This is a genomic window from Pseudomonas sp. NPDC087697, from assembly GCF_044743155.1.
Lineage (GTDB): Bacteria > Pseudomonadota > Gammaproteobacteria > Pseudomonadales > Pseudomonadaceae > Aquipseudomonas.
Window position 1 is genome coordinate 1 of sequence record NZ_JBIUVW010000068.1, and the last position, 19264, is coordinate 19264.

General features: G+C 59.0%; 18 protein-coding genes and 1 pseudogene. 17 read left to right on the top strand and 2 right to left on the bottom strand.

Annotation, left to right across the window (positions count from 1 at the left end; all coding sequences use genetic code 11):
* The 4 genes from rpmA to ACIPIN_RS27785 all read left to right on the top strand — a co-directional run.
* On the top strand, positions 1-266 hold a 266-nt coding region (gene rpmA / locus ACIPIN_RS27770; protein ID WP_401124487.1), incomplete at its 5' end, for a 50S ribosomal protein L27.
* A gap of 195 nt (positions 267-461) precedes the next feature.
* Positions 462-1685 carry an Obg family GTPase CgtA gene (gene cgtA / locus ACIPIN_RS27775; RefSeq protein WP_401124490.1) on the top strand — a complete coding sequence of 408 codons (1224 nt, stop codon included), beginning with the start codon at positions 462-464 and terminating at the stop codon, positions 1683-1685.
* 123 nt (positions 1686-1808) lie between these two features.
* Positions 1809-2927 (top strand): glutamate 5-kinase, encoded by a 1119-nt coding sequence (gene proB / locus ACIPIN_RS27780; protein ID WP_401124493.1) that lies wholly within the window; start codon positions 1809-1811, stop codon positions 2925-2927.
* Between the two features lie 11 nt (positions 2928-2938).
* A complete protein-coding gene (locus tag ACIPIN_RS27785) occupies positions 2939-3403 on the top strand; it encodes a CreA family protein (protein ID WP_401124495.1) in 465 nt (154 codons plus the stop codon).
* A 183-nt stretch (positions 3404-3586) separates the two neighbouring features.
* Here the strand turns inward: ACIPIN_RS27785 and rpsT are convergent.
* A pseudogene (gene rpsT, locus ACIPIN_RS27790) lies at positions 3587-3873 on the bottom strand (30S ribosomal protein S20).
* A gap of 250 nt (positions 3874-4123) precedes the next feature.
* On the opposite strand from rpsT, the gene murJ reads away from it, so the two are divergent.
* The 6 genes from murJ (at position 4124) to ispH (ending at position 11627) form a co-directional block, all read left to right on the top strand.
* Positions 4124-5662, top strand: coding sequence for a murein biosynthesis integral membrane protein MurJ (murJ, locus tag ACIPIN_RS27795; protein ID WP_401124498.1), 1539 nt, complete (start codon positions 4124-4126; stop codon positions 5660-5662).
* 129 nt (positions 5663-5791) lie between these two features.
* The gene (ribF, locus tag ACIPIN_RS27800) at positions 5792-6730 is read left to right on the top strand and encodes a bifunctional riboflavin kinase/FAD synthetase (protein WP_401124501.1); all 939 of its coding nucleotides are present in this window, start codon (positions 5792-5794) and stop codon (positions 6728-6730) included.
* Positions 6731-6743: 13 nt separating this feature from the next.
* Positions 6744-9575: an isoleucine--tRNA ligase gene (gene ileS, locus ACIPIN_RS27805; protein ID WP_401124503.1), complete on the top strand. Its 2832-nt coding sequence runs from the start codon at positions 6744-6746 to the stop codon at positions 9573-9575.
* Positions 9568-10080, top strand: a complete 513-nt coding sequence (gene lspA, locus ACIPIN_RS27810) for a signal peptidase II (RefSeq protein WP_401124506.1) — start codon at positions 9568-9570, stop codon at positions 10078-10080. The genes ileS and lspA overlap by 8 nt, the downstream gene beginning before the upstream one ends.
* A gap of 7 nt (positions 10081-10087) precedes the next feature.
* Complete coding sequence (gene fkpB, locus ACIPIN_RS27815) at positions 10088-10525, top strand: FKBP-type peptidyl-prolyl cis-trans isomerase (RefSeq protein WP_185015279.1); 438 nt, start codon at positions 10088-10090, stop codon at positions 10523-10525.
* 154 nt (positions 10526-10679) lie between these two features.
* On the top strand, positions 10680-11627 hold the full coding sequence (ispH, locus tag ACIPIN_RS27820) for a 4-hydroxy-3-methylbut-2-enyl diphosphate reductase (protein WP_123423598.1): 948 nt from the start codon (positions 10680-10682) through the stop codon (positions 11625-11627).
* Here ispH and ACIPIN_RS27825 read toward each other — a convergent pair.
* A complete protein-coding gene (locus ACIPIN_RS27825) occupies positions 11604-12152 on the bottom strand; it encodes a GspH/FimT family pseudopilin (RefSeq protein ID WP_401124509.1) in 549 nt (182 codons plus the stop codon). The genes ispH and ACIPIN_RS27825 overlap by 24 nt on opposite strands.
* Before the next feature lie 123 nt (positions 12153-12275).
* Here ACIPIN_RS27825 and ACIPIN_RS27830 point away from each other — a divergent pair, with 123 nt between their 5' ends.
* From ACIPIN_RS27830 to thiO, 7 genes are read left to right on the top strand one after another with little or no spacing between them, the layout of a single operon-like run.
* Positions 12276-12749, top strand: coding sequence for a GspH/FimT family pseudopilin (locus ACIPIN_RS27830; protein ID WP_401124512.1), 474 nt, complete (start codon positions 12276-12278; stop codon positions 12747-12749).
* Positions 12746-13186, top strand: a complete 441-nt coding sequence (gene pilV, locus ACIPIN_RS27835; protein ID WP_401124514.1) for a type IV pilus modification protein PilV — start codon at positions 12746-12748, stop codon at positions 13184-13186. Before ACIPIN_RS27830 ends, pilV begins: the two co-directional genes overlap by 4 nt.
* Positions 13183-13893 (top strand): PilW family protein, encoded by a 711-nt coding sequence (locus ACIPIN_RS27840; RefSeq protein WP_401124517.1) that lies wholly within the window; start codon positions 13183-13185, stop codon positions 13891-13893. Before pilV ends, ACIPIN_RS27840 begins: the two co-directional genes overlap by 4 nt.
* A 5-nt stretch (positions 13894-13898) precedes the next feature.
* Complete coding sequence (locus tag ACIPIN_RS27845; RefSeq protein ID WP_401124519.1) at positions 13899-14384, top strand: PilX N-terminal domain-containing pilus assembly protein; 486 nt, start codon at positions 13899-13901, stop codon at positions 14382-14384.
* On the top strand, positions 14371-17550 hold the full coding sequence (locus ACIPIN_RS27850; protein ID WP_401124521.1) for a pilus assembly protein: 3180 nt from the start codon (positions 14371-14373) through the stop codon (positions 17548-17550). The genes ACIPIN_RS27845 and ACIPIN_RS27850 overlap by 14 nt, the downstream gene beginning before the upstream one ends.
* A 15-nt stretch (positions 17551-17565) precedes the next feature.
* On the top strand, positions 17566-17967 hold the full coding sequence (locus ACIPIN_RS27855; protein ID WP_401124522.1) for a type IV pilin protein: 402 nt from the start codon (positions 17566-17568) through the stop codon (positions 17965-17967).
* 57 nt (positions 17968-18024) lie between these two features.
* Complete coding sequence (gene thiO, locus ACIPIN_RS27860) at positions 18025-19125, top strand: glycine oxidase ThiO (RefSeq protein ID WP_401124525.1); 1101 nt, start codon at positions 18025-18027, stop codon at positions 19123-19125.
* Positions 19126-19264: the final 139 nt, after the last annotated feature.

Sequence of the window (19264 nt, forward strand, 5' to 3'; positions counted from 1 at the left end):
AAAAAGCTGGTGGTAGTACCCGTAACGGTCGCGACTCAGAAGCCAAACGCCTTGGCGTGAAGATGTATGGCGGCCAGGTTATCATTCCGGGCAACATCATCGTGCGTCAGCGCGGCACCCAATTCCACGCTGGCTACGGCGTTGGCATGGGCAAGGATCACACTCTGTTCGCTAAAATCGACGGCGTGATCAAGTTCGAAGTAAAAGGCGCCTTCGGTCGTCGTTACGTGAGCATTGTCCCGAAGACTGCAGTCGTCGCGGCATAATTACGTAGTTGCTGGAAAAGCCCTGTCTTGCGACGGGGCTTTTTCGTTTGTGGGGTGAGTCTCTTGCAAAACTGTTTGTATGGGCTGCCGGCGCTGGATTGTGCGGTCGTTGATTGAGGTCGCTGCGCTCATTTTTGCAAGAGTCTTATGTCTTAGTGTTTTTCGGCTCGTCCGTATGGCGAGAGGCGTTTTGTTATGAAGTTTGTTGATGAAGTATCGATTCGAGTAAAAGCTGGCGACGGCGGCAATGGCTGCATGAGTTTCCGTCGGGAAAAATTCATCGAAAACGGCGGTCCTAACGGCGGTGATGGTGGTGATGGCGGCTCGGTCTACATGATCGCCGACGAAAACCTCAACACCCTGGTCGACTACCGTTACACCCGGCACTTCGATGCCGAGCGCGGCGCCAACGGCGGCAGCACTGACTGCACCGGCAAGAAGGGTGAAGAGCTGGTCCTGCGGGTTCCGGTCGGTACCACGGTCATTGACTCTGCTACGCAAGAAGTCATTGGCGACCTGACCAAGGCCGGTCAGCGTCTGCTGGTGGCTCATGGCGGCTGGCACGGTCTGGGTAACACCCGTTTCAAATCCAGTACCAACCGCGCGCCGCGCCAGACTACGCCGGGCAAGCCGGGCGAGCAGCGTGACCTCAAGCTGGAAATGAAGGTGTTGGCCGACGTCGGTCTGCTGGGCTTGCCGAACGCTGGCAAAAGTACCTTTATCCGTTCGGTCTCGGCGGCCAAGCCGAAAGTTGCCGATTATCCGTTCACCACGCTGGTGCCAAACCTGGGTGTGGTCAGTGTCGATCGCTGGAAAAGCTTCGTCATTGCCGATATTCCGGGTCTGATTGAAGGTGCTTCGGACGGTGCGGGCCTGGGGATTCGCTTCCTCAAGCACTTGTCGCGTACTCGTCTGTTGCTGCACCTCGTCGACATGGCGCCGCTGGATGACACCAGTGCACCAGACGCAGCTGAAGTCATCGTCAGCGAGCTGACCAAGTTCAGCCCGTCGTTGGCTGAGCGTGATCGCTGGCTGGTGCTGAACAAGTGCGACCAGATCCTTGAAGAAGAGCACGAAGAGCGGGTCAAGGATATCGTTGATCGTCTGGAATGGACCGGTCCGGTGTACGTGATCTCGGCCATTGCCAAAGATGGCACCGAGCGCCTGACGCGCGACATCATGCGTTACCTGGAAGATCGTGCTGATCGTCTGGCTAACGACCCGGTCTACAAGGAAGAGCTGGCTGATCTCGATCAGCGCATCGAAGACGAAGCTCGTGCCCAGTTGCAGGCTCTGGATGACCAGCGTGCCCTGCGCCGCAGCGGCGTGAAGTCGGTCCATGACATCGGTGACGATGACTGGGATGAAGAAGATGTGGATGACGAAGACGGTCCGGAAATCATTTACGTGCGTGACTGATTCGTTGCAGTAAACTTAAGCGCCGCTCAATCGAGCGGCGTTTTGGTATCTGGAAATCGGTAGTCACGAATAACGTTACGGGCAGCGCTGGGTCGCGCTGTCCTCAAGCTAAGGTTGAAGATGATGCGGAGCAAGGTGACAGGTGCGCAGCGTTGGGTCGTGAAGATCGGCAGCGCTTTGCTGACGGCTGACGGCAAGGGTCTGGATCGCGCGGCAATGGGTGTCTGGGTTGAGCAGATGGTCGCGCTGCATGAGGCGGGTGTCGAGCTGGTGCTGGTGTCCTCGGGGGCGGTGGCGGCAGGTATGAGTCGCCTTGGCTGGACCGCACGACCCAGTGCGATGCACGAGTTGCAGGCGGCTGCCGCCATTGGTCAGATGGGATTGGTGCAGGCCTGGGAATCGAGCTTTGCCGAGCATGGCCGACACACGGCGCAGATTCTCCTGACTCATGATGACTTGTCCGACCGCAAGCGTTACCTGAACGCCCGCAGTACCTTGCGCGCTTTGGTTGATCTCAAGGTCATTCCGGTGATCAACGAGAACGATACGGTGGTCACCGACGAAATCCGTTTCGGTGACAACGACACGCTGGCAGCGCTGGTGGCCAACCTGGTCGAGGCCGATCTGTTGGTGATTCTCACTGATCGTGACGGCATGTTCGACGCCGATCCGCGCAACAACCCTGACGCCAAGCTGATTTACGAGGCGCGTGCCGATGATCCGGCGCTGGACGCAGTCGCGGGTGGTACCGGCGGTGCGCTTGGTCGTGGCGGTATGCAGACCAAATTGCGCGCGGCGCGTCTGGCGGCGCGTTCCGGGGCTCACACGATCATCGTGGGTGGGCGTCTGGAGCGTGTGCTGGATCGTTTGAAGGCAGGCGAGCGCATCGGCACCTTGCTGTCGCCTGAGCGCGGTCTGCTGGCGGCGCGCAAGCAGTGGCTGGCCGGGCACCTACAGACCCGTGGCACGCTGGTGCTGGATGAGGGTGCGGTAGCGGCGTTGTCTCAGGGTAATAAAAGTCTGCTGCCGGTTGGTGTAAAACTGGTTCAAGGCAGCTTCCGTCGCGGCGAAATGGTGGTGTGCGTGGCGCCGGACGGTCGTGAGATTGCTCGTGGCCTGGCTAACTACAGTGCGCTTGAGGCGCAAAAAATCATCGGTCAATCGTCTGAGGCGATTGTCGGTCTGTTGGGTTACATGGCGGAGCCAGAGCTGGTTCACCGCGATAACCTGATTCTGGTTTAAGGAAAACGCGAATGCGCATGGCAAAAGGATTGTTGGGGTTGCTGTTGGCGATGCCGCTGCTGGCTTCGGCGGAAGAAATCGGTCAGGTGTCGACCGTGTTCAAGTTCGTCGGGCCGAATGACCGCATTATCGTCGAGGCTTTCGACGATCCTAAGGTCGATGGCGTGACCTGCTACCTGTCGCGAGCCAAGACCGGCGGTGTTAAAGGCGGTCTGGGGTTGGCCGAGGATCGGGCGGAAGCGTCTATCGCTTGTCGTCAGGTCGGGCCGATCAGCTTCAAGGGTGAGCTCAAGGATGGCGAGGAGGTGTTCAAGGAGCGCACGTCGTTGGTGTTCAAGACCATGCAGGTGGTGCGTTTCCTCGACAAGAAGCGCAATACACTGGTGTATCTGGTCTACAGCGACCGCTTGATCGAGGGTAGCCCACAGAATGCCGTGACCGCGATCCCGATTTTGCCGTGGACACACACTCAGTAATTTGATGCAAATCCAAATGTGGGAGCGGGCTTGCTCGCGAAGAGGTCATAACATTCAACATCATTGTTGACTGTTCCACCGCTTTCGCGAGCAAGTCTGCTCCCACTTTTTTTGCGCCGCATTCACTAAATCGCAGGCAATAAAAAACCGACCCTGGGGTCGGTTTTTTAATGAGCGTGTCGCTTAGGCTGCAACGGCAAGGTTCAGAGCCTTGACGTGGCCATTCAGACGGCTCTTATGGCGAGCGGCTTTGTTCTTGTGGATGATGCCTTTATCGGCCATACGGTCGATAACTGGCACGGCCAGAACGTAAGCAGCTTGCGCTTTTTCAGCGTCTTTTGCGTCGATGGCTTTAACTACATTCTTGATGTAGGTACGAACCATGGAACGCAGGCTGGCGTTGTGGCTGCGACGCTTCTCAGCCTGTTTTGCACGTTTGCACGTTTTTTGGCGGAAGGTGTGTTGGCCACCGTCGAGCTCCTCGAAAGACTTTTTAGGAAATAGCAAACAAAATAGGCCGCGAATCATGCCGATGAGTTGAAGTCTTGTCAAGGGCGGTTGAGACGTTCCGCTAAGTGGTAGGTGAGAGCGACGGGATATTTCTTTCCGGCGTGCGACCTGTAAACTCGCGAGCTTTGGCTCTGTGCTGTTGCGGCGCGGAGTATCGCATAAGTGGGCGGTTTGTTCGCCTGCTGTTTATCGACAGGCAAAAACTCTTCAATGAACCTGCTTAAATCGTTGGCCGCCGTCAGCTCTATCACGATGCTTTCCCGGGTTCTGGGCTTCGTCCGTGACACGCTCGTCGCGCGGATATTTGGCGCCGGGATGGCCACAGACGCCTTCTTTATTGCCTTCAAACTGCCCAACCTGTTGCGGCGCATCTTCGCCGAAGGGGCGTTTTCCCAGGCCTTCGTGCCGATTCTGGCGGAATACAAAAGTCAGCAGGGCGAAGAGGCGACACGAACCTTTATCGCTTATGTTTCGGGCTTGCTCACGCTGGTACTGGCGCTGGTGACGATTCTCGGGATGATTGCGGCGCCCTGGGTAATCTGGGTAACGGCCCCGGGTTTTACCAACACACCGGAAAAATTCCAGCTGACCTCCAGCCTGTTGCGGGTGACCTTTCCTTATATATTACTGATCTCGCTGTCCTCGCTGGCCGGGGCGATTCTCAATACCTGGAACCGTTTTTCGGTGCCGGCCTTCGTGCCGACCCTGCTCAACGTCAGCATGATCATCTTCGCGCTGTTCCTGACGCCGTACTTCGATCCGCCGGTAATGGCTCTGGGCTGGGCGGTGCTGGCCGGTGGCCTGGCGCAATTGCTCTATCAACTACCGCACCTGAAAAAAATCGGCATGTTGGTGTTGCCGCGCCTGAATCTGCGCGATACCGGCGTCTGGCGAGTGATGAAACAGATGCTGCCGGCGATCCTCGGGGTCTCGGTCAGCCAGATCTCGCTGATCATCAACACTATTTTTGCCTCGTTTCTGGTGGCGGGTTCGGTGTCCTGGATGTATTACGCCGACCGCCTGATGGAGTTGCCATCCGGCGTTCTGGGTGTGGCGCTGGGGACGATTCTGCTGCCGACGCTGGCCAAGACCTACGCCAGCAAGGACCGCCACGAGTACTCGCGAATTCTCGATTGGGGCCTGCGCCTGTGCTTTGTGCTGGTGCTGCCGTGCTCGCTGGCACTGGGGATTCTGGCCGAGCCGCTGACCGTTTCGCTGTTCCAGTACGGTCAGTTCAGCGCATTTGATGCCTCGATGACTCAGCGCGCACTGGTTGCCTACTCGGTTGGTTTACTCGGAATTATCGTGATTAAAGTGCTGGCGCCGGGTTTCTATGCGCAACAAAACATTCGTACGCCGGTAAAAATCGCGATTTTCACGCTGGTCGTCACTCAGCTCTTCAATCTGGCCTTGATCGGCCCGTTGAAACACGCGGGGCTGGCACTGGCCATTAGCGCTGGCGCATGCCTCAACGCCAGCCTGTTGTTCTATCAGTTGCGCAAACAGAAAATGTATCAGCCACAGCCAGGCTGGGGCATGTTCGGGCTTAAACTGGTGGTTGCAGTGACGGTGATGTCCGCGGTTCTGCTGGGGTTGATGCATTTCATGCCGGCCTGGGGCGAAGGGCACATGCTGGAGCGCTTCCTGCGTCTGGGGGCTTTGGTCAGTGCCGGTGTGGTGGCCTATTTCGGTATGTTGGCGCTGATGGGCTTCCGTCTGCGGGACTTCAATCGCAAGGCGCTGAACTGAAGATATTGCGTCAATAATCACGGGGCGGGCGTCGGTTTTGTCAGCTCGATCACTTTGGGTTACGGTGTTGCCTGTCGTCGGCCGCCGGGTGTGGTTATAATCGACCACTTTATGAGCAAGAAGCGCGTTATGCAGCTGGTTCGAGGCCTCCACAATCTGCGCCCCCAGCATCGGGGCTGTGTCGCCACTATTGGCAACTTTGACGGTGTTCACCGTGGTCACCAGGCTATCCTGGCCCGGCTGCGTGAGCGTGCGCTCGAGTTGGGTGTACCCAGCTGCGTGGTGATTTTCGAGCCGCAGCCGCGTGAATTTTTTGCCCCGGACACGGCTCCGGCCCGTCTGGCGCGCTTGCGCGACAAGCTGCAACTGCTGGCCGCCGAAGGTGTCGACCGGGTTCTGTGCCTGGCCTTCAATCATCGTTTGAGCAAGCTCAGTGCCGCCGAGTTCGTCGACACCATTCTGGTCGATGGCTTGGGCGTGCAGCATCTGGAGGTCGGAGACGACTTCCGCTTCGGCTGTGATCGGGTAGGGGATTTCGATTTCCTGCAACAGGCAGGCACAGTTCAGGGGTTCACCGTCGAAGCGGCGCAGACCGTTGAACTGGACGGTTTGCGTGTCAGCAGCACCCAGGTGCGTAATGCCTTGGCCGCGGCTGATTTTGCCTTGGCCGAGCGATTGCTCGGTCATCCGTTCGGGATTGCCGGGCGGGTTCTGCACGGGCAGAAACTGGCGCGCCAATTGGGCACGCCAACGGCCAACGTGCAACTCAAGCGTCGTCGTGTACCACTGACCGGGGTTTACCTGGTCAGCGTCGAGGTCGACGGCAAGACCTGGCCGGGAGTCGCCAATATTGGTGTTCGGCCAACGGTTGAAGGTGATGGCAAAGCCCACCTTGAAGTCCATATTCTAGATTTTGCCGGCGATCTGTATGACCGGCGTTTGACGGTGGTTTTCCACCATAAGCTGCGCGAAGAGCAGCGTTTCGCCTCTCTGGAGGCGCTTAAGACGGCGATCAATGCGGATGTCGCCGCCGCCCGTGCCTATGCCGCACCTAGCGCCAATCGCTAATGAAGAGCCTTAAATGACCGACTATAAAGCCACGCTAAACCTTCCGGACACCGCCTTCCCAATGAAGGCCGGCCTGCCTCAGCGCGAACCGCAGATTCTGCAGCGCTGGGACAGCATTGGCCTGTACCAGAAGTTGCGTGAGATTGGTAAGGATCGTCCGAAGTTCGTTCTGCACGACGGTCCTCCGTACGCCAACGGCACCATTCATATCGGTCATGCGCTCAACAAGATTCTCAAGGACATGATCATCCGCTCGAAAACTCTTTCGGGTTTCGACGCGCCTTATGTTCCGGGCTGGGACTGCCACGGTCTGCCGATCGAGCACAAAGTCGAAGTGACCCATGGCAAGAACCTCACCGCGGATAAAACCCGTGAGCTGTGCCGTGCCTACGCCACCGAGCAGATCGAAGGCCAGAAGTCCGAGTTCATCCGTCTGGGCGTGCTGGGCGATTTCGCCAACCCGTACAAGACCATGGATTTCAAGAACGAGGCCGGTGAAATCCGCGCCTTGGCTGAAATCGTCAAGGGTGGTTTCGTATTCAAGGGCCTCAAGCCTGTGAACTGGTGCTTCGACTGCGGTTCGGCCCTGGCTGAAGCCGAAGTTGAATACGAGAACAAAAAGTCCTCGACCATCGACGTGGCCTTCCCGATCGCTGACGAAGCCAAACTGGCGGCTGCGTTCGGCCTGCCATCGTTGGGCAAACCGGCTTCGATCGTGATCTGGACCACCACCCCGTGGACCATCCCGGCCAACCAGGCGCTGAACGTTCACCCTGAGTTCAACTACGCCCTGGTCGACGTCGGCGACAAACTGCTGGTACTGGCTGAAGAGCTGGTCGAGTCCTGTCTGGCTCGCTACAACCTTGAAGGTTCGGTCATCGCTACCGCGACTGGCGCGGCGCTGGAACTGATCAATTTCCGTCATCCGTTCTACGATCGTCTGTCGCCGGTTTACCTGGCCGAGTACGTCGAGCTGGGTGCCGGCACTGGCGTGGTTCACTCCTCGCCAGCCTACGGCGTAGACGACTTTGTGACCTGCAAAGCTTACGGCATGGTCAACGACGACATCCTGAACCCGGTGCAAAGCAACGGCGTTTACGTGCCGTCACTGGAGTTCTTCGGCGGCCAGTTCATCTGGAAGGCCAATCCGGCCATCGTCGACAAACTGACGGAAGTCGGTGCGCTGCTGCACACCAGCATCATCGAACACAGCTACATGCACTGCTGGCGTCACAAAACCCCGCTGATCTACCGCGCTACCGCGCAGTGGTTCATCGGCATGGACAAACAGCCAGCGACTGGCGACACCTTGCGCAAGCGCGCGATCAAAGCCATTGAAGACACCAAATTCGTTCCGGCCTGGGGCCAGGCGCGTCTGCACTCGATGATCGCCAACCGTCCGGACTGGTGCATCTCCCGTCAGCGTAACTGGGGCGTGCCGATCCCGTTCTTCCTGCACAAGGAAAGCGGCGAGCTGCACCCGCGCACCGTCGAGCTGATGGAAGAGGTCGCCAAGCGCGTCGAAGTCGAAGGCATCGAAGCCTGGTTCAAGATGGACGCGACCGAGCTGCTCGGTGACGACGCGCCGCAATACGACAAGATCAGCGACACCCTTGATGTCTGGTTCGATTCGGGCACCACACACTGGCATGTCCTGCGCGGTTCGCACCCGATGGGCCACGAAACCGGTCCGCGTGCCGACCTGTACCTGGAAGGTTCCGACCAACACCGCGGCTGGTTCCACTCGTCGCTGTTGACCGGTTGCGCCATCGACAACCACGCGCCGTACCGCGAACTGCTGACCCACGGTTTCACCGTCGACGAAGCCGGCCGCAAAATGTCCAAGTCCCTGGGCAACGTGATCGCGCCGCAGAAGGTCAACGACACCCTGGGCGCCGACATCATGCGTCTGTGGGTTGCTTCGACCGATTACTCGGGTGAAATGGCGGTTTCCGACCAGATCCTGCAACGCAGTGCGGACGCCTACCGGCGGATCCGTAACACCGCGCGCTTCCTGCTTTCCAACCTGACCGGTTTCAACCCGGCCACCGACATCCTGCCGGCAGAAGAAATGCTCGCGCTGGACCGTTGGGCCGTGGACCGTACCTTGCTGCTGCAACGCGAGCTGCAAGAGCACTACGGCGAATACCGTTTCTGGAACGTCTACTCCAAGATCCACAACTTCTGCGTGCAGGAGCTGGGCGGTTTCTACCTCGACATCATCAAGGACCGTCAGTACACAACTGGCGCCAACAGCAAGGCCCGCCGTTCGGCGCAAACCGCGCTGTTCCACATCTCCGAAGCACTGGTGCGCTGGATCGCGCCGATCCTCGCCTTCACCGCTGATGAGCTGTGGCAGTACCTGCCGGGCGAGCGCAATGAATCGGTCATGCTCAACACCTGGTACGAAGGCCTCAGCGAGTTGCCGGAAGGCTTCGAACTGGACCGCGCCTACTGGGAGCGGATCATGGCGGTCAAGGTCGCGGTCAACAAGGAAATGGAAATCCAGCGCGCGGCCAAGGCCGTGGGCGGTAACCTGCAAGCTGAAGTGACGCTGTTCGCCGAAGAAGCGCTGAGCGCCGACCTGGCCAAACTGAGCAACGAACTGCGCTTTGTGTTGATCACCTCGACGGCAAGCATTGCACCGTTTGTGCAAGCGCCGGCCGACGCGGTAGAAACCGAAGTCAGCGGTCTGAAGCTCAAAGTGGTCAAGTCGAGCTTCGCCAAGTGCGCCCGTTGCTGGCACTGCCGCGAAGACGTCGGTGTGAACCCGGAGCATCCGGAAATCTGCGGTCGTTGTGTCGACAACATCAGCGGTGCTGGCGAGGTTCGTCACTATGCCTAATGCTGCTAGCCGTTTCGGACGGTTGAGCTGGCTCTGGTTGAGCGTGCTGGTTCTGGTCATTGACCAGGCCAGCAAGTTCTACTTCTCAGGCTCGCTGACCATGTACCAGCAAATCGTGGTAATCCCCGATTACTTCAGCTGGACCCTGGCCTACAACACTGGCGCAGCGTTCAGCTTCCTGGCTGACAGCTCCGGCTGGCAACGCTGGTTGTTCGCCCTGATCGCGGTCGTGGTCAGTGCGGTGCTGGTGGTCTGGCTCAAGCGTCTGGGGCGCAACGAAACCTGGCTGGCGGTTGCGCTGGCACTGGTTTTGGGTGGCGCGCTGGGCAACCTGTACGACCGCATTGCCCTGGGCCATGTGATCGATTTCATTCTGGTGCATTGGCAGAACCGCTGGTATTTCCCGGCGTTCAATTTTGCCGACAGCGCCATCAGCGTCGGGGCCGTGATGCTCGCGCTGGATATGTTCAAAAGTAAAAAGACCGGAGACGCCGTTCATGACTGAACAGGTATTGGCTGAGCAACGCATCGGCCAGAACACGGAAGTCACCTTGCACTTTGCATTGCGCCTGGAGAACGGCGACACCGTCGACAGCACCTTCGACAAAGCCCCGGCGACCTTCAAGGTCGGCGACGGTAACCTGTTGCCAGGTTTCGAAGCAGCCCTGTTTGGCTTCAAGGCGGGCGACAAGCGTAATCTGAGCATCGCGCCGGAAAACGCTTTTGGTCAGCCCAACCCGCAAAACGTGCAGATCATCCCGCGTTCGCAGTTCCAGGATATGGAACTGTCCGAAGGCCTGCTGGTGATCTTCAACGATGCGGCGAATACTGAGCTGCCCGGTGTGGTCAAAGCTTTCGATGACGCTCAGGTGACCATCGACTTCAACCACCCGCTGGCTGGCAAGACATTGACCTTTGACGTAGAAATCATCAACGTCAAAGCGCTGTAACTGACCAAATACGGTCAGTAGGAGCAAAGCTTGCTCGCGATGGCGTCATTACATTCAACATCAATGTTGACTGACGCACCGTCATCGCGAGCAAGCTTTGCTCCTACAGGGTTGTAATGATCTAATTTCTTGCGCGCAAGACACGAGGCACAGCATGCAAATCAAACTCGCCAACCCCCGTGGCTTCTGCGCCGGTGTGGACCGCGCGATCGAAATCGTCAACCGTGCCCTGGAAGTCTTCGGGCCGCCGATCTATGTGCGCCACGAAGTGGTCCACAACAAATTCGTCGTTGAAGACCTGCGCGCACGCGGGGCGATCTTCGTCGAAGAACTGGATCAGGTGCCGGACGACGTCATCGTGATTTTCAGCGCCCATGGGGTTTCCCAGGCTGTTCGTACTGAAGCCGCAGGCCGCGGCCTGAAAGTTTTCGATGCGACCTGCCCATTGGTGACCAAAGTGCACATCGAGGTGGCGCGCTACAGTCGCGACGGTCGTGAATGCATTCTGATCGGCCATGCCGGTCACCCGGAAGTCGAAGGCACGATGGGGCAGTACGACGCCAGCAACGGTGGTGCGATCTACCTCGTCGAAGACGAAAAAGACGTCGCCGCGCTGAACGTACGCGACCCTGAAAAACTCGCTTTCGTCACTCAAACCACCTTGTCGATGGACGACACCAGCCGTGTGATCGATGCCTTGCGCACGCGTTTCCCGGCGATTGGCGGCCCGCGCAAGGACGACATCTGCTACGCCACGCAAAACCGTCAGGACGCGGTCAAGCAACTGGCTGACGAATGCGACGTGGTGCTGGTAGTCGGTAGCCCGAACAGCTCCAACTCCAACCGTTTGCGCGAACTGGCTGAGCGCATGTCCACCCCGGCGTACCTGATCGACGGCGCCGAAGACATGCAACGCAGCTGGTTCGAGGGCGTCGAGCGTATCGGCATCACCGCCGGGGCTTCGGCACCGGAAGTGCTGGTTCGTGGTGTCATCGAGCAATTGCAGGCCTGGGGCGCTACCGGTGCCGATGAACTGGCCGGTCGCGAGGAGAACGTCACCTTCTCCATGCCCAAAGAGCTACGCGTTCGCTCCCTGCTCTGATTCTTCACCTCTCGCGCACAAGGCCTGCTCGGCCTTGTCGCTGCGCAGGCTGACGCGGCCGCTTCGGGACAGCACCACCTGGTGATGGCTGACCGGCTCGCGTTCCGCGCAGATGTGCAACGTCCCGGCCTGAAATGCACCGCCGGGCAACAGCGGCTCGCCGAGACTGCTGAACCGTACAAAACTCTTCACTGGCCGGTTACCCACGATAGGCACACTTGCACCTGACTGGCGCTCGATCAGCAGCGGGTTGCTGCTGTCCTGATGACCCTTGCCACTGATGTCCAGAATGATTCGCCAGCCCTGGCCCCAATCGTCGTTTAGCGCGTGGATGACAATGGTCTGATGACGCAGGATGGCCTCGGTGCGGGCATTGCGCATGCCGCTGGCGAGCGTTTGCGCTGCGTTCTCGCGGTGCACCGATTGTGTGTACTCGCTGAGCAGCGGACTCACCAGTTGCAGAGCGATCGCCGCAATTGCCAGTCCGATAAGCAGTTCGATCAGGCCGAAACCCTTCTGATGCATGACGTCTCCTTCCCTGGAGAGGGCGTTGGTTTGCGAAATGAGTGTCAAAACAACGCTACGGTCCCCGGTTGAATGTTCTAGCTTGATACAGCTAGGTGTAGTCGTTGGCAGCGGAGGGCAGCGATGAATCATCGTACAAAAGGTTTCACGTTGATCGAATTGCTGGTGACCCTCGCGGTGCTGGTGGTTCTGATCACCCTGGCGGTGCCTGCGTTTACCCGCTCGGTGCAAAACGCCAAGGCCGATACCGAGATCAGCGATCTGCAGCGAGGACTCAATTACGCCCGGCTGGAGGCGATCGACCGTGGCGTCACCACGAGGATCCGGCCAACCGCCGGCGATAGTGTCTGGACCGGGGAGTTGACGGTGTACGACAGCACCGGCACACCGGCGAATGTATTGCGGGTTGTTCCGGCGATGAGCAGCGGCGCCACTCTGACGCTAACCTCTGGAGTGACCAGCATCGATTTCAACAACCTGGGTGGGTTGTCGGCGCCGGCCACGGCAGTGCTGATCAATTATGTATTAGGGGCGCAGAGCCGGACGCTCAGCGTGTGTTTGAACGGAAGGATTGTCTTGAGTGGAAGCTGCGGATGACGGGATCGCGTGCACAGGACGGCATGACACTGATCGAAGTGTTGGTTGCGTTATTGATTCTGGGGGTAGGGCTGCTGGGAGCGGCGGCGATTCAGCTCAATGCGCTGAAATACACCGACAGCTCGTTGATGAGCAGCCAGGCGAGTTTTATCGCCTACGACATGATGGACCGGATTCGCGCCAATTCCGGAGCCGACTACACCGTCATGCCACCGACCTCGGGTAATTTGAATGTCACTCGGGATCAGGACCTGTATGACTTCACCACCAATATCACAAGCTTCGGCGGCCCGACCGCCACGGGTAGCATTACCCAGAATCAGCGGGTCTACACCATCACCATAACGTGGGACGACTCTCGGGCAGCCGCCGCTAGTTCGACCCGCAGCTTTGTCCTGAGCAGTCGTGCCACGGTCGATCCGGTGGCGACGCCATGAACCGTTCATCCCGAGGTTTTGGCCTGATCGAACTGATGATCGCCCTGGCGATCAGCCTGATCGTTGTGCTCGGCGTGGCACAAATTTTTATTTCGGCGAAAAGCACTTACGTCAGCCAGAACACCTCTGCGGGGATGCAGGAGGACGCGCGTTTTGTCCTGAGCAAGATGATTCAGGAAATCCGCATGGTCGGCATGTTCGGTTGCCTGGGGGCGATTACCGATGCGAGTTCGGCCGGTGACTTCAATGCCAACCAGATCACTCCCATCAGTTGGGATAACACCGCGCTTAAATTGACTCTGGTGACCTCCGATGTCGGCGGCAACGGTGGCGCGCCCACCTGGACCGTGGTGTCTGACTGCCGAACCAGTGCAACGGCCTACACCGGAGCGCGCACCCCGGCAGCCGGGCAATTGGCGTTTCCTATCCGGCGGTTGGCCTACAGCCTCAGCAATGGCCAGATCCTGATGACCACGGGCACCGGCCCCGCATCGGCGGTACTGGTGAACAACGTCAGTGCCTTCAACGTGACCTTCGGCATGGCCACCAGCGCCACCGACGTTGCCGCGTCGAGTTACAGCAGCAACCCGACCGACCCGACGCGAATCCGCAGTGTGCGCTTGACGCTGACCCTGACGGATCCCAACAACCGCGTGCGCAATCAGACCTTCAACGTGGTTGCCGCTTTGCGCAACCGGTTGATGTAAGGGGGATGCCGATGATTCTTTCTCCCCTCAAGGCACACGCTCAGCGCGGCATGGCGCTGCTGATGAGCCTGGTGTTTCTGCTGTTGTTGACGCTGATCGGTATTTCTTCGATGCAGAACGCCACGCTCCAGGAAAAAATGGCCGGCAGCGTGACGTTGCGCAATCAATCCTTCCAGGGCGCAGAAGCGGCGCTGCGTATTGGTGAAAGTGCCGTGCAACTGAGTACATACACCCTGGTGGCGTGCGCCAATACCACCCAGTGTGCACCGCCGGCCGAATCCTCGGTGGTCACGGCAGCGGGGCTCAACTCCACTTCCGGGGTCACCTGGATCGCTGCCGGCAGCGGCTTTTATGGCGTACAGAACATCGGCACCACGCTGAGCGCCGTGAATGTTCCGAGCAACACCTCGGCGACGCTCTACCGAGTGACCGCCGTCGGGTTGGCGGGCACCTCGCGCAGTGTGGTGGAGAGCATCTATGCCAAATACTGATGTTCGTCGCCAGACGTGGCGTAGTTGGCTGTCGCAACTCGTCTGCGGTGGGTTGCTGGGCCTGTATCTGGCCGCTCCGGTTTATGCCTTCACGCCATCGGATGCACCGCTGCTCAACGCTGCGGCAGTAGCGCCGAACGTGATGCTGCTGCTCGATGATTCGGGGAGCATGAACAGCATCATCTACGCCCCCGGTTTTGATCCGACGGTGTCACGGACTCCGGCCAGGCAATGCAATGCGCATGTAGGGTTGTGTTTGAACGGGTCAGACATCGTCGGTGACCCGATCCTGTTGTCGAGTTTGCCGCAGTCCGGTTGCGCCAGCGGTTACTACGCGTTCTACAACAACAGCACGACGCCGCTGTGTCTCAAGCTTCCCGACCCGGTGGGTAACGGCAATACCCGTTACTACGATAACTACATCTCCTACCTGGTGAGTCTGGCCAATGGCAGCAACCGCGACTTCACCGACGGCTCGATACCAAATGACTACCGAATCAACGTGGCGCGCAACGTTGCCACGGCGCTGATCACCAGCAATCGCGGGCTGCGTTTCGGTCTGGCAACCTTTAACCCGCCGGACAGCGGCAACGGCAATGGCAACGGCAATGGCAACGGCAATGGCAACGGCAATGGCAATGGCAATGGCAATGGCAATGGCAACGGTGGTGGTGGCGGGTATATCGCCAACGCGATCAGCGATCTGACGGTGGTCAGCGGCAGCGTTACCCAAGCCCAGGCGGACGCCAACTACAACGCGCTGATCTCCGCAATCAGCGGCCTGAGCGCAATAGCCAACACACCGCTGGCGGAAACCTACTACGAAATCACCCGCTATTTTCGCGGCATGACGCCGTACTACAACTCGACGCCAACCACCTACACAAGCCCGATCCAGTACCGCTGCCAGAAGAACTACGGCGTGGTCATCACCGATGGCCTGCCAACCTTTGACCGGACTTTCCCGACCAACGATCCGCTGGGTGGCACCCGGCTGCCCAACTGGGATGGGATCAACAACGATGGTAACAACCTCAACGGCGATAACGAGGGTGACACCCTGTACCTGGACGATATCGCCAAATTCGCTTTCGACATCGACATGCGCTCCACCGGCACTGATCTGGCGGGTAAAAGCTGGAGCTCGGCAGACTTCCCCAAGCAGAACATGAACACCTACACGGTGGGGTTCACGACCGCCAATCAGATGTTGTTGGATGCGGCCAACTACGGACAGGGCAAGTATTATCAGGCAACCGACAGCGCCAGCCTCAACACTGCGTTATCAGCAGCCTTGAGCGACATCACCGCCAAGGCCGGCTCGGGTGGCAGCGGCGTCACCAGCAGCAACACGGTGGCCAGTGGTTCCAGTTATTTCCAGACCAGCTACGACCCCAAGGACTGGCGTGGCACCATCAAATCCTTTGGCTTCAACTCCAGCGGCGCCGTAAACACTGCGTCAGTGCTGTGGACCACCGACACGGCCATCGTCCCAGGTGCGACGGCGCCGACTTATCAGTCCTGGAACACCGCAATCAACACGGCGGTCACTTTGGCCTATGGCAACTTCTCCAGCACCCAGCAAACCAGCCTCAGCCAGAACCTGCCAACCGGCATCGGCGGCAGCGATCTGGTGGAGTGGAGCAAGGGCACCAACAAAACCGGCTTGAAGACCCGCACTGTGCTGCTTGGGGACATCATCAACTCGCCTTTGGCGCTGGCATCGCCCACCGACAAAACTGCTTCTGACCTGGCCGGCAGCACCAGTTACAGCACGTTCCTGACCAGCAAAGCCGCGAGCATGAACACCAGCCTGGTGGTGAATGCCAACGACGGTTTTGTGAATGTCATCAACAGAGGCAACGGCGCACGGCGTTACGCCTACATGCCTTCCAGCGTGCTGCCGTCGCTGCACTTCATCGCCGACACCGGTTACATCAATGGCACCAGCCACAAGTTTCTCAATGATGGTCAGGTTGGCGTGTTCGATGCCCAGCTCAACAGCGCCTGGAAAACCCTGGCCCTGGGCGGCGTGGGAGCAGGCGGCAAGACCTTTTACGCCGTGCAGCTTTTCGATGGGACGGCGGGGAACGTGACCAATGCATTGTGGGAAATCAGTGCACCGACCACCGCCAACACCGCGAACACATTCAATGACCTGGGTTATGCCTATGCGCGGCCGGAAGTGGCACGCTTGGCCGACGGTCGTTGGGCGGCGTTCATATCCAACGGCTACGGCAGCAACTCGGGCGTTGCCGCGCTGTACGTGGTGGATATTCGCGACGGTTCGCTGATCAGGAAAATCGTTATCGACAGCACCGAAACCACCAATGGCCTGTCATCGGTCAAGCTCAAGGTCGACTCGCAAAGCATTGTGCAGGCGGCCTATGGTGGCGATTTGAAAGGCCGGTTGTGGAAGTTCGACTTGAGCAGTTCAAACACCAGCAGCTGGGGCGTGGCCTTTTCCGGTAAGCCGCTATTCACTGCGCCAGGCGGTGCGACGCAGCCGATTACTGCGCAACCGTTGCTGGCGGACCATCCGATCAACGGCAAAGAGGTGTTTTTCGGCACCGGGAAATTCAACGAGACAGCTGACAAGCTCAGCAAGGACCTGCAAGCGTTCTATGGGGTTTGGGATGCCGATGGCGGCTCGGGGCAGATCACCGTGTCGAGCTTGCAGGCGCAGGCCGTCACTGGTGTGTTCACGGGAACTGCAGGGGGGCAGTTCATCACTACCTCGCAGAACCCCGTGACCTATCCTGCGCAGAACGGCTGGTACTTGCCGCTGGTGTACAACAATGCCCTGACCGGTGAGCGGGTGATCAACCAGGCTGCTCTGGTGCTCGGGCGAATTGTGTTTACCACGGCCGCGGTCGACACCACGGACCCCTGTTCAAGTTTTGGCACCGGCAAACTGGTCGAACTCGATGCGTTCAGCGGTAAGATGCTCAACTACGCGGTGCTCGACACCAATGGCGATGGCCTGGTCGACAGTACCGACAGCATATCCAGCGGGGTGATCTTTACCGGTGGTATCCCGACACTGAACGCGATCGTCAACGGTGCAGCCCGCAAAATCGTGAACGACTCCAGTGGTGGCATCACCACCCTGGTTGAAAAATCCGGCGGCGGCAGCCGCCGAATCATGTGGCGACAAATACAGTAAGTGAGAGTTGAGGCAATGCGCAGATCCAACCAAGGTTTTACCCTGATCGAAATCATGATCGTGATCGCGATCATCGGGATTGTGGTGACCATATCCGCTCCGCTCCTTACCGAGTACGTGAAGAGAAGCCATCGCACCGAAATTGCCGGGCTGCTTTCCGAGCAGGCACAAAACCTTGAACGGTTCTATTCGAAGAACAATGTGTACACCAACGCTACCGGGTTGAGTGCTGGCAACGACTACTACACCCTCACCCCGACATTGACCGATCAGACCTTCCTGCTGACCGCCACGCGTAAAGCCGGGTCAACCATGGCCAGTGACAAATGTGGCGATTTCACCCTCACCAACACTGGCGTCAGAGGTATGAACAATGCGACGACCGGGCTGACCACCAAAGATTGCTGGGGTCGCTGAGTACCTTTCCTCGGGCGCGTTAGACGCCCGCTGTCTTTTTAATTGTTGGATCAGATGATGGCCAAGCAACAGCAAGTGGTGATTGTCGGCGGCGGGGTAATCGGCCTGCTGACCGCGTTTAATCTGGCGTCACAGGTGCAGAGCGTGGTCCTGCTGGATCGCTCGAACGTGGGCCAGGAATCTTCCTGGGCCGGCGGCGGCATCGTTTCGCCGCTGTACCCGTGGCGCTACAGCCCGGCGGTCACCGCATTGGCTCACTGGTCCCAGGACTTTTATCCACAGCTGGCCGAACGTTTGTTCGCGGCCACCGGAGTCGATCCCGAGGTTCACACCACGGGCTTGTATTGGCTGGATCTGGATGACGAGGCCGAGGCGCTCGCCTGGGCCAAGCGGGAAAACCGTCCGCTGAGCCCTGTGGATATCTCGGCTACTCACGATGCCGTACCGGTATTGGGTCCGGGGTTCTCGCGGGCGATCTACATGGCCGATGTGGCTAACGTTCGTAACCCGCGATTGGTGAAATCCCTCAAGGCGGCTTTGCTGGCGCTGCCCAACGTAACCATTCATGAGCAGTGCGAGGTGAGCGCGTTCATTCGTGAAGGCGATGCCGTGGTGGGTGTAGAAACTTCAAAAGGCCCGATCCATGGCGATCAGGTGGTGTTGACTGCCGGTGCCTGGAGCGGTGATTTGCTGAAAACCCTGGGCCTGACGTTGCCGGTGGAGCCGGTCAAAGGTCAGATGATCCTCTACAAGTGTGCATCGAACTTCCTGTCGAGCATGGTTCTGGCCAAGGGCCGTTATGCCATTCCGCGCCGCGACGGGCACATCCTGATCGGCAGTACGCTGGAACACGAAGGGTTCGACAAGACACCGACCGAGTCAGCGCTGGAAAGCCTCAAGGCCTCGGCGGTCGAGCTGATTCCGGCGTTGGCGCAAGCCGAGGTGGTCGGGCATTGGGCGGGGCTGCGGCCGGGTTCGCCGGAGGGGATTCCGTACATTGGTGCGGTGCCAGGGTTTGCCGGGTTGTGGCTCAATTGCGGGCATTACCGCAATGGCCTGGTGTTGGCGCCGGCCTCCTGCCAACTGTTCGCCGACGTGATGCTCGGCCGTGAACCGGTTATCGATCCGGCGCCGTATGCGCCGACCGGGCGAATCTGAACATCAAAAGATCGCAGCCTGCGGCAGCTCCTACAAGGAGTCCAGCGTAGATACCGTCTTGAGCCTCACCGGGCAAGCGCAAGTTTCGGGTCAAAGGGTTGACCCGACTTGAGCACGCCGTAAACGAAGTGCAACAGCT